Origin of the sequence: Paraburkholderia sejongensis, from assembly GCF_020880815.1 — a bacterium.
GTDB classification, from domain to species: domain Bacteria; phylum Pseudomonadota; class Gammaproteobacteria; order Burkholderiales; family Burkholderiaceae; genus Paraburkholderia; species Paraburkholderia sejongensis.
The window spans coordinates 1-10,278 of record NZ_JAJITD010000039.1 but is presented as its reverse complement, the minus strand read 5'-3'; the positions used below and the strand labels follow the sequence as shown (position 1 = coordinate 10,278).

At 65.2% G+C, this 10,278-nt stretch carries 12 protein-coding genes and 2 pseudogenes; 3 read left to right on the top strand and 11 right to left on the bottom strand.

Features of this window, described 5'->3' with window-relative positions:
• Positions 1-254 precede the first annotated feature (254 nt).
• From LJ656_RS34630 to LJ656_RS34585, 10 genes and pseudogenes are all read right to left on the bottom strand, one after another.
• Positions 255-962, bottom strand: a complete 708-nt coding sequence (locus LJ656_RS34630) for an ABC transporter ATP-binding protein (protein ID WP_230513921.1) — start codon at positions 960-962, stop codon at positions 255-257.
• Positions 955-1,719, bottom strand: coding sequence for an ABC transporter ATP-binding protein (locus tag LJ656_RS34625; protein ID WP_230513920.1), 765 nt, complete (start codon positions 1,717-1,719; stop codon positions 955-957). The genes LJ656_RS34630 and LJ656_RS34625 overlap by 8 nt, the downstream gene beginning before the upstream one ends.
• Positions 1,716-2,729, bottom strand: coding sequence for a branched-chain amino acid ABC transporter permease (locus tag LJ656_RS34620; RefSeq protein ID WP_230513919.1), 1,014 nt, complete (start codon positions 2,727-2,729; stop codon positions 1,716-1,718). The genes LJ656_RS34625 and LJ656_RS34620 overlap by 4 nt, the downstream gene beginning before the upstream one ends.
• A complete protein-coding gene (locus tag LJ656_RS34615) occupies positions 2,726-3,586 on the bottom strand; it encodes a branched-chain amino acid ABC transporter permease (RefSeq protein ID WP_230513918.1) in 861 nt (286 codons plus the stop codon). Before LJ656_RS34615 ends, LJ656_RS34620 begins: the two co-directional genes overlap by 4 nt.
• A gap of 141 nt (positions 3,587-3,727) precedes the next feature.
• Positions 3,728-4,903, bottom strand: a complete 1,176-nt coding sequence (locus LJ656_RS34610) for an ABC transporter substrate-binding protein (protein WP_230513917.1) — start codon at positions 4,901-4,903, stop codon at positions 3,728-3,730.
• 430 nt (positions 4,904-5,333) lie between these two features.
• Complete coding sequence (locus LJ656_RS34605; protein WP_230513916.1) at positions 5,334-5,789, bottom strand: nuclear transport factor 2 family protein; 456 nt, start codon at positions 5,787-5,789, stop codon at positions 5,334-5,336.
• Entirely contained in the window at positions 5,782-6,519 is a 738-nt protein-coding gene (locus LJ656_RS34600; RefSeq protein ID WP_230513915.1) for an alpha/beta fold hydrolase, read from the bottom strand. Before LJ656_RS34600 ends, LJ656_RS34605 begins: the two co-directional genes overlap by 8 nt.
• 134 nt (positions 6,520-6,653) lie before the next feature.
• A pseudogene (locus tag LJ656_RS34595) lies at positions 6,654-6,826 on the bottom strand (oxidoreductase); the annotation flags it as partial.
• Between the two features lie 145 nt (positions 6,827-6,971).
• Entirely contained in the window at positions 6,972-8,207 is a 1,236-nt protein-coding gene (locus LJ656_RS34590; protein ID WP_329958934.1) for an RNA polymerase sigma factor, read from the bottom strand.
• A gap of 161 nt (positions 8,208-8,368) precedes the next feature.
• Positions 8,369-8,737: a YciI family protein gene (locus LJ656_RS34585; protein ID WP_230513913.1), complete on the bottom strand. Its 369-nt coding sequence runs from the start codon at positions 8,735-8,737 to the stop codon at positions 8,369-8,371.
• A gap of 284 nt (positions 8,738-9,021) precedes the next feature.
• Between LJ656_RS34585 and LJ656_RS34580 the strand changes: the two genes are divergently transcribed.
• Positions 9,022-9,207, top strand: a complete 186-nt coding sequence (locus tag LJ656_RS34580; RefSeq protein ID WP_230513912.1) for a hypothetical protein — start codon at positions 9,022-9,024, stop codon at positions 9,205-9,207.
• A 27-nt stretch (positions 9,208-9,234) separates the two neighbouring features.
• Positions 9,235-9,486, top strand: coding sequence for a hypothetical protein (locus LJ656_RS34575; protein ID WP_230513922.1), 252 nt, complete (start codon positions 9,235-9,237; stop codon positions 9,484-9,486).
• A gap of 126 nt (positions 9,487-9,612) precedes the next feature.
• On the opposite strand, the gene LJ656_RS34570 is transcribed toward LJ656_RS34575, so the two are convergent.
• Positions 9,613-9,804, bottom strand: coding sequence for a hypothetical protein (locus LJ656_RS34570; RefSeq protein WP_425606080.1), 192 nt, complete (start codon positions 9,802-9,804; stop codon positions 9,613-9,615).
• A gap of 24 nt (positions 9,805-9,828) precedes the next feature.
• On the opposite strand from LJ656_RS34570, the pseudogene LJ656_RS35060 reads away from it, so the two are divergent.
• Positions 9,829-10,278 (top strand): annotated as a pseudogene (locus LJ656_RS35060) (hypothetical protein); the annotation flags it as partial.

Below are 10,278 nucleotides of genomic sequence, written 5' to 3'. Positions count from 1 at the left end.
TACGCGCCGCATTTGACTGGTCATCCGCCATGAACCAGTTTGCCATTCTGTTTGGCGAGCGCTTCACCAATGCACGCGGGTAACTCCGCTAACCGCCTCGCACACAAAAATGCGGACAGGTTCCGGTCGTCGAGTGGTGGCAGCGTTACCGCGCACGAAACCTCACCAACGCTGAACGCTAGCCCCGGACACACCAAGGGGGATTCCCGCCCACCGCCAGAATCCCCCTCCCACCGAACAACAAGAAAAAACCCTCAATGCTGCGACACCGCCAGCAACGTATCGATCTTCTCATCCTGCGCGAGCAATTGCGCCGCGGTACTCGCATGAATCACCGAGCCGCGTTCGAGCACCACCGCATTGTGCGTAATGCTCAGCGCCTTGCGCGCATTCTGCTCGACCAGAATCACCGATAAACCTTCATCGCGAATAATGTCCGACAGGATCCGCATCAACTCCTGCACGATGATCGGCGCGAGACCTTCCAGCGGTTCATCGAGTAGCAGCACCTTCGGATTGAGCATCAACGCGCGACCAATCGCGAGCATCTGCTGCTCGCCGCCGGAGAGCTGATTACCCATATTCGCGCGCCGCTCCTGCAAGCGCGGAAACATCCGGTAGATGCGCGCCAGATCCCAAGGCCCCGGCACAGCTATCGCGGTCAGATTCTCCTCGACCGTCAGCGACTTGAAGATATTGCGTTCCTGCGGCACCCAGCCAATCCCGGCCAACGCGCGCTGATGCGGCTTGAAGCCGGTGATGTCCGCGCCGTTGAGCCAGATCCGTCCGGCAAAGCGCCGCGTATGGCCGACGATCGTATTGATCAGCGTGGTCTTGCCGGTGCCGTTGCGGCCCAGCAGCGCGAGCGCCTGACCTTGCTCCAGCGACAGATCGATGTCCTTCAGCACCTTCGCCTCGCCGTACCCGGCGACGATTCTTTCCACTTTCAACAGCTCAGACATGTTCACTCCCCGCCAGCTCCTCGCCCAGGTACACCGCCTTCACGCGCGGATCGCGGGCGATCTCGGCGCAGCCGCCCTCGGTGAGCAGACCACCGCTGACCAGCACCGAAATGCGCGTGGCGAAGTTGAACACCAGGTCCATGTCGTGTTCGATCAGCACGATCGTCACGTCGTCGGGCAACGCGGCCACGGTATTGAGAATCTCGCGACGCTCGCCGTCGGGCACCCCGGCGACCGGTTCGTCGAGCAGCAGTACCCGCGGTTTGGCCGCCAGCGCCAGCGCGATTTCCAGAAGCCGCTGCTTGCCGTACGGCAGTACGCGGGTTTCGCGATGCATCGAGTCGGTCAGCTTGCACTGTTCGAGCAGCGCGCCAACCTCGTCCATCAGTTCGCCGCGATGACCGAGCGCGCGCCAGAAGCGCGCGCCGAGACCGTCGCGTTCGGAGATCGCGACCGCCAACGATTCGGCCGGCGTCATCTCCTTGAACAGCTGATTGATCTGGAACGTGCGCACGAGTCCCGCGCGCGCCCGCCGATGCACGGGCAGCGAAGTGATATCGCGGCCTTCCAGTTCGATGCGGCCCGAGCTCGGCGCGAGCACGCCGGTCAACTGGTTGATCAGCGTGGTCTTGCCGGCGCCGTTCGGGCCGATCAGCGCCTGACGGGCGCCTTTCTCGACCGTGATCGACACGTCGTTGGTCGCGACGAGGCCGCCGAAGCGCTTGATCAGATTGAAAGTTTGCAGAGCGATCGTCATGCTTGACCTCCACTGCGACGGAACCACGTCCACGGCCGCACGAGCCGCTCGTGACCGACGATCACGATGATCACCAGCAGCAGCCCGATCCAGAATTGCCAGTATTGCGGCGTGATGTCCGCGAGCCAGTTCTGCATGAAGCGAAAGATCACCGCGCCCATGATCCCGCCATACAGATAACCGGCGCCGCCGATCATCAGCATCAGCAGCACGTCGGCCGAGCGGTGGAAGTCGAGCACGTCGAGCGACGCGAAGCCGGTGGTCTGCGCGAGCAGGGCGCCGGCCACGCCCGCGTACGCGGCGCTCAGCGTATAGACGGCGGTGCGGCGCAGATTGACCGGCACGCCCATCGCGGCCGCGCGCAGCGGATTCTGGCGAATGACCTGCAGCGACATCCCGAACGGCGACTTCACCACCGCGCGCGCCAGCAAGAACAGCACGAACAGCGTGACGATCGAGTAGCTGTACGCGACCTTGCCGAAGATATCGAACTCGACGTGCCCGAACAGCGGCACCATCGGCACGCCGGTCAGGCCGTCGGCGCCGCCGGTGAGCCAACCCATCCTGTTCGCGAGTTCATGCAGGATCGACGCGACGCCGAGCGTTACCATCAGCCGCGTGAGGTCGGAGCCGCGCATCACCAGCATGCTGGTGACGAGGCCGGCGAACGTCGCGACCCCGCACGAAATCAGCATCCCTGACAGCGGATCCATGTTGAAGTGCTTGGCCAGCAGCGCCGCCGTATACGCGCCCAGACCGAAGAACGCCGCGTGACCGAGCGACACGATACCGGTATAGCCGAGGATCAGATCGAGCGACACCGCGAACAGCGCGAGAATCGCCATTTCGTTGAGCAGCAGGTAGTTCTCGTTCGGCACCACGCAGGCGCCGAGCGCGACGACCCAGAACGCGATTTCCGCGGGCCGCCAGCGCGACCAGCGCCGGCCGATGGTGCGCACGTCGGGCGCCGGCGCCGGGGCGCTTATTTGAGTGGAAGTTGCCGACTTCATTTGCCCCCCGCCCTGACGAAAAGACCTTGTGGCCGCCACATCAGGGTGATGATCATGACGCCGTAGATGATGAATGCCCCCAGATCGGGGATGTAGTACTTGCCGGCGACGTCGGCGATGCCGAGCAGCAGTGACGCGAGCAGCGGACCGGTGAGCGAGGTCGTGCCGCCGACCGCGACCACCACCAGGAAATAGATCATGAACTTGAGCGGAAAGATCGGATCGAGACCGAGCATGTTCGCGCCGAGCGCACCGCCGAGACCGGCGAGACCCGAGCCGAACGCGAAGGTCGTCAGGAACACGAAATTGATGTTGATGCCGAGGCCACTCGCCGCGCGCGGATCGTCGACCGACGCGCGCAGGCGGCTGCCGAAACGGGTTCTGGTGAGGATCAGTTGCAGCGCGACGACCAGCACCACGCACACAAGAATCACGAACAGCCGGTAGTGACCGATGCCGATGCCGGCGAACACCGTGCGGCCTTGCAGCCATTGCGGCAGATTCAGGAACTGCTGCGTCGAGCCCATCAAGTAGTCGACCGTTGCGATGCCCATGAAGGTCAGGCCGATCGTGAACAACACCTGGTTCAGTTCGGACTGCCCGTATACGCGCTTGTACAGCGTGCGTTCGAGAATTCCGCCGAGCAGCGCCGACGCGACGAACGCGAGCGGCAATGCGCACAGAAAGGGCACGCCCAGACGCGACATCGCGAGCACGGCGGCGTAGCCGCCCACCATCGCGAACGCGCCGTGCGCGAGATTGACGAAGTTCATCAACCCGAGCGTGATGGCCAGACCGCTGGCCAGCACGAACAGCAGCATGCCGTAAGCAATACCGTCGAAGAGAATGGTTAGCATAAGTGTGTGAAACCGAAGCGCCGCACCGCTCGCGAGGCGATGCGTGCGAGCAGTGCGGCGGGCAAGTCGGAAAACGCTGGTACGACTTAGCTTGCTATGAAGCGTGCTATGAAGCTTGCTGTGAAGCGTGCCATCGAGCGCTTACCTGATTTTGGCCGGATCCTTGACGGCTTCGATCCTGTCGAACGGCACGTTGAACAGCTGGCCGTTCACGCGCTCGGTGCGGGTGATGTAGACGGTCTGGATCATTTCGCGCGTCTGCGCATCGAGCTGCACCGGGCCGCGCGGGCTCGCCCATTTCTGGCCCTTCATCGCGGCCAGCAGCTTGTCGCCGTTGGTGTCGCCCTTCGTGGCCTGCAACGCGGTGTAGATCACCTGCATCCCGTCGTAGCCGCCGACGCTGTGGAAGTTCGGCCGCAGGTTCGGGTTGGCCTTCTCGGACGCGGCGACGTATGCACGGTTCTCGGGGTTATCGAGCGCGGCCGTGTAGTGCATCGAGGTCACCGCGCCGAGCGCGACGTCGCCCATGCTGTTCAGAATGTCGTCGTCCACCACGTCGCCGGTGCCGATCAGTTTGATGCCCTGTTTGGCGAGCCCGCGCTCGGCGAACTGCTTCATGAACACCGCGCCCGCGCCCGACGGCACGAAGATAAACAGCGCATCCGGCTTCAGATCGGCCACCTTCTGCAGGAACGGCGAGAAATCCGGGTTGGCGACCGGCACGCGCAATTGCTCGACGACGTTGCCGCCTTCGGACTCGAACACCTTCTTGAACGAGTTCTGCGCGTCGATGCCGGGACCGTAGTCGGCGACCAGCGTGACGACCTTTTTGATGTTGTTTTTCGGCGCCCAGCGCGCGATGCCGAGCGTGTTCTGCGGCAGCGTGAAGCCGGTGCGCACGATGTACGGCGACTGCTCGGTGATCATCGCGGTGGCCGCGGCCATCACGATCATCGGCACCTTCGCCTGGGTCGCGAGCGGCGCGGCGGCAAGCGCGAGCGGCGTCAGGCCGAAACCGGCGAGCACCGCGACGTGATCCTTGACGATCAGCTCCTGCGCGAGACGCTTGGTGGTGTCGGGAACGTTGGTGTCGTCCTTCAGGATCACCTGGATCTTCTTGCCGGCGACCGTATCGCCATGCTGGGCCATGAACAGTTTGACCGCCGCGTCGATCTGGCGGCCGGTCGATGCGAACGGGCCGCTCATCGGCACGATCAGACCGATCTTGACGACATCGTCCGCGTGGGCGAACAGGCTCGAACTGGCGAGCGTGAGGGCGGCTGCGGCCTTCAGCAGAGTGCGCTTGTTGATTTCCATCAGGTCTCCTGGCTAACAAAATCACGTCACAGCGATTGAAAATCGGATCCCCGCGCCGGTTTTTCTGGAAGGCTGTCAGTGGGATCCGGCATAACGGTGCGTTGCCCCGTAATTCGGGGGCGCGGCCAGGTCGCCGGCCGACTGCAGCCAGCACGATAAGCATGCGCAGCGCGGCTTGAAAGAGCGGGTTAACCACATACGTAATTGCCGCGCCTGTAAGGTCAGCCGATACGGATAGCCGGGAGCTTCCGCTTGAGGGTCTGCAAACCGCGTCCGATAAGGCTTTGAGCAACATCGGCGGGCCCGTTGCGGGCGCGTATGCGAGGCCGGTTTAGGTCGCCCCGATAAACAGATTCGATTCCCCCTGAAAGGAATCGCAATCCTGGCGGGCGGGCTTCAGGGGACGCGAGGAGGTCGGGACGCGTCCGCCTCAGGGATTGACGACGAACAGCTCGAACGACGCCACCCGTTTACCGATGCGCCACGCGCGGTCGATGAACACGAATTCGTCATCGAAGCGGCCGACGATCTGCTGGCCGCGCGCCGGTCGCCCGAATGGGCCGGGGGCGTCGTCGGTGCTGCCGCTCCACAACAGCACCTGGGTCGTGGCGGCCGCGTGCTCCGCGTTAAGCCCGGTGAAGTTCGACGCGAAAATCAGATGCCGGCTGATGCGATCGACCGGCCGCGCCGCATACGATGCGACGATCGCGTCGCAGCCGCTGAGCGTCGCACCGTTCGGGCGCACCAGAAGCGCGTCGCTAGAGAAGACCGCCGCGAGCCCGCTGAAGCGGCCGCTGTCGACCAGTTCCGCCGCCTTGACCACGAGCGCGCGACACGCGTGCTCGGCGAGCAGCGCGGCGATAGGGTCGAGCCTGTCGTCAGCCACGGGCCGCCTCCTGTTCGAGCGACCATTGCACCCATTCGACCAGCACCGTGGTGACCTCGGCGGGACGTTCCATCGTCGCCATATGGCCGCTGTGTTCGATCGCGCGCAGCCGCGAGCCCGGCATCTGCGCGTGCATCTCTTGGTGACGTGCGAGCGGACTCCAGCGGTCTTCGCTGCCGCACACGAGCATCGCGGGGCAACGGATCTCGGCGAGCAGCGCGCTCGCGTCGGGACGATTGAGCAGCGCGTCGATCTGCGCGGCGAATTTGTCCGGCGTGCTGCGCTCGATCATGTCGAGAATCGAACGGTAGAGATCCGAGCCCAGCCGGTCGGGATGCATCATGCCGGGAGCCCATTGTTCGCCCATCGCGCGCATCCCCTCGGCACGCGCGAGTTCGAGCAGCGCGAGCCGTTTCGCGCGTTCGGCGTCGCCGGCCGCGCCGGTCGCGCGCGCTTCGTAACCGGTGTCGAGCAGCGCGAGGCCGGCCACGCGCTGCGGTGCGCGGCGCATCACTTCGAGCGCGACCCGGCCGCCCATCGAATGACCGGCCACCAGTAGGCGAGCGGCGGGCACCGAGGCGAGCACGTGGTCGGCCATCGCGCCGATCGAGTCGCGCAAGCCGTAGTCGGGTACATGGCACTCCCCGTATTCGCCGAGCGCGGAAAGTTGATCGGCCCACACTGCTTTGTCGCAGAGTAGACCCGGCAGCAGAACGATTTGCATAGCCATAAAAATTGCCCGTGTCTCCGTATGTTTAAGTCAGAAGGGCCGCTTCGCGGCGAAGCGGCCGGCTTCGACATTTCATTTCTTTTCGTTTCATTTCAGCGGGCGCAAATGCATTGGCACGCACGCGCCTGCACGCGTCATTCCCGCAACTGCCGCTCCGGCGAATCGAGCACCTCATAGCACGGCAGCACCTGCGCGACGCTCACGTTGGGCTCGCGTTGGGCTCGCGCTGTTCCAGAATCGCCGCGACGAATTCGTGGTCCTGCAACTCGATCCCGTTCATCGATACATCGACGTTCGACACGTCGATCCCACCCAAGGTGGCGCGACATTGAGGAGCGATTCGCCCGATGCGCCGCGTGACGGCGGCCCGGGCGGACGGGGAGCACAAGATTAGCGTCTTATCGTCCGGCGCGCTTGCCGCGATAAACAAATTGTGAGGCGGACAAAGCAGTTCAGATCGGTGCGGCCCTTGCCAACTCGCTGCGTCTGCGCTGCAAAAAGCGCCGCGCGGCCGGATCGCGTTCGAGGCCGATCGCGAGATCGTAGGCGGCGAGCGCTTCGAAGGTCGCGCCGGCGCGCGCGAGCAGGTCGGCGCGCGCAGCCCAGTACGGCTGGTACTCGGCGAGACGCGGATCGTCGGCATACGGCGCGAGCGTATCGAGCGCCGCTTGCGGGCCGTCGCGTTCGGCCAGCGCGAGCGCGCGGTTCACCGCGACGACCGGTGACGCCGTAATCGAAAACAACGCATCGTAAAGCTGCACGACTTCGTCCCAGTTCGCGCGACCGGTCCGGCAACGATGCACGTGCGCGGACTGCAACGCGGCTTCCAGCTGAAAACGTCCGATGGCGTGGAAGGTGCTCGCGCGCGTGAGCAGCGCGTCGGCGGCGTCGAGCAGCGGCGCGTTCCAGCTCGCCGGATTCTGCGCGGACAGCGGCACGTAATCGCCGGCCGCATCGCGTCGCGCGGCCCGGCGCGCATGCGCGTACAGCATCAGCGCGAGCAGGCCGAGCGTCTCGGGTTCGTCCGGCATCAGTTCGGCGAGCAGTTGCGCGAGAAACAGCGCCTCGTCAGCGAGATCGCGCCGCTCGACATCGTCGCCGAGCGGATCGGTCCAGCCCTCCGCATACGCGGCATACACCGCTTCGAGGACCGCGGCGAGCCGTCCGGGCAACTCGTCGCGCCCGGGCACGCTGAACGGGATGCCGGCCGCGCGAATCTTGTGCTTGGCCCGCACGAGCCGCTTGCTGATCGCCGCCGGCGACAGCAGAAACGCCGACGCGATCGTCTTCGCGTCCAGTCCCAGCACGACCTGCAACATCAGCGGCGTGCGGATCGCCGGTTCGAGCGCCGGGTGCGTGCACGCAAACAGCAACGCGAGGCGCTGATCGGGGAGTGCGCCGGCTTCGTGTGCGTCGATTTCGTCGGCGAGGATCAGCAGCTGGTTCGCGACTTCGTCGCCGGTGTGGCGATGGCGCGCGCCGTCGATCGCCCGGCGGCGCGCAACCGTCATCAACCATGCTTCCGGATTGGCCGGGCAGCCGCGCGCCGGCCAGTCGGCGAGCGCGGCCGCAAACGCGTCGGCGAGCGCGTCTTCGGCCGCGGCGACGTCGCGCGTGCGCATCGCCAGCAGCGCGACGAGCTTGCCGTAGCTGCGGCGCGCAACCGCCTCGGCGGTGGCGCGGGCGATGTGGGTGGCGTCTGCGTTTGCTTCAGCGTTTGCTCTGGCATCTGCATCTGCATCTGCATCTGCATCTGCATCTGCATCTGCATCTGCATCTGCGTCTGCGTCTGCATTGGCATCCGCCTTTGCTTCGCCGCCCGCGTCACCCGCGCCGCTGCGTCGGCTCATCAGGCGGTACGCGCATCGCTCGGCGCGGTCCACACCGGACGCACTTCCATCCGTCCATGCGCGGCGCCCGGACAGCGCGACGCCCACGTGATCGCCGCATCGAGATTCGGCACATCGACGAGGTAATAGCCGGCGAGCTGCTCCTTCGAATCGGAAAACGGCCCGTCGAGCACCTGCGGCTTGCCGTCGACGAGCTGCACCGTGGTCGCGGTGCCCGAATGTTGCAGCCGGTTGGCGCCGACCAGCGCGCCGGCTTTCTGCAACGACTCGGTGTACGCGTGATACGCGGCCACGCCTTGCTGCCGTTCGGCGTCGGTCATCTGGTTCCAGCGGGTTTCTTCCGAATAAATCATCAACAGGTATTGCATCTGAGCCTCCGTCATGGGATTGAGGCGGTCAACTGAATCGGTCCGCCACTTCAATGACGCGCGGGGCGCGTGCCGATGGACAGCGAGGTCGAAAAAAATGGAGCGCGGGCTTACAGGCTGCCGGCAACCCTGGTTTCGACCCACTCATCGATGGTAGTGCATCGCGCACGCATGGCGAGCAGGCGAGGGCCGCGCGAGCGCGGTTGCACCCGTTACTTTCGGACACACTTCGTTGCGCATCGGAATATGCGGGCCTTCTAAAATCCGGGTCACGGAGAACAAACATGCTCAAACTTTTATCTGTCCTCGCCCTTGCGGCCACCCTGTCGGGCTGTGTCGTCGCGCCGCCGTATGGTTATGCGCCCGCGCCGGCGCCCGTCTATGGCTATGCACCCGGCTACTACGCAGCGCCGGCCGTCGATGTCGGCGTTGGGATCGGCTTCGGCGGCGGCCACGGCTGGCACCGTTGAGATGACTGAAATCGCCGAGATCGAATGATGAAAAAGACCCGGATTGCCCTGATCCTCGTCGCGCTGACCGCGCTCAGCCCGCTGGCTCACGCGAGCGTGTCGAGCGGCGCGCACCAGTTCAAAAACGACGTGAAGACGGCCGGCCGCAACACCGGCCATGCGGTGCGCGATGGCGCCCACGCGGTGGGCCACGGCTTTAAATCGGCGGGCCACGCGGTCGCCGACGCGACCCGCCACGGTTATCACGCGACCAAAAAGTTCGTGACCGGCCACGTTTGAACTGCGCTTTGAACCGCGTTCCCAACGCCGGTTCGATCCGGGTGGCCCGATCCCCAGACTTCAGCCGAATCTCGTAGAAGGCAGCGCGGCGGGTTGGTAAGTCGCGGCCAGCGCATTGACGGCCGGCTAACCGCCGACGATGCTCGACGCGCGATCCTTCTGCAAACGGGCGAGATCATCAGCGATCCTCTCTATCACCGGCGCCCAGTCGCCGGGCTGCTGTTGCCGGTACAGACGCGCGCTGCCCGGATACCACGGCGAGTCGTCTCGCTCGTGCAGCCAGCGCCAGCAACCGTCGAAACGCGACAGAATTTGCACCGGTCGGGCGAGCGCGCCGGCCAGGTGAGCGACGGATGTATCGACCGAAATCACCAGATCGAGGTTGTCGATCAGCGCGTCGGTGTCGGCGCCACCGCGCCAGTCACGCTGACCAACGTGGCGGCGGGCATCAATCCGACCGATGCGGTGAACGTTGCGCAGTTGCAGGGCGTGCAGCAGAATATCGACAACGTGGCCCGCAACGCCTATTCGGGCATCGCGATGGCCAGTGCGTTGGCGGGGCCGCCGCAGGTGGAGCAGGGCAAGACGTTCCCGCTCGGCGCCGGCGTCGGCTACTCCTGGCAAGGCGGTCGCGGCGGGGCAGACGCGCTACGGTTTGCGCCGCGCCGCGCGAAAAAGACAGGCTCCCGCAGCGACGCGGGAGCCTGTCTTTACAACTCAAGAACTGAACATGCGCATCGGGATCTCCGTCGTCACGCATTCCGGCCAGAACATCTGGCAGAACGGTCTGGG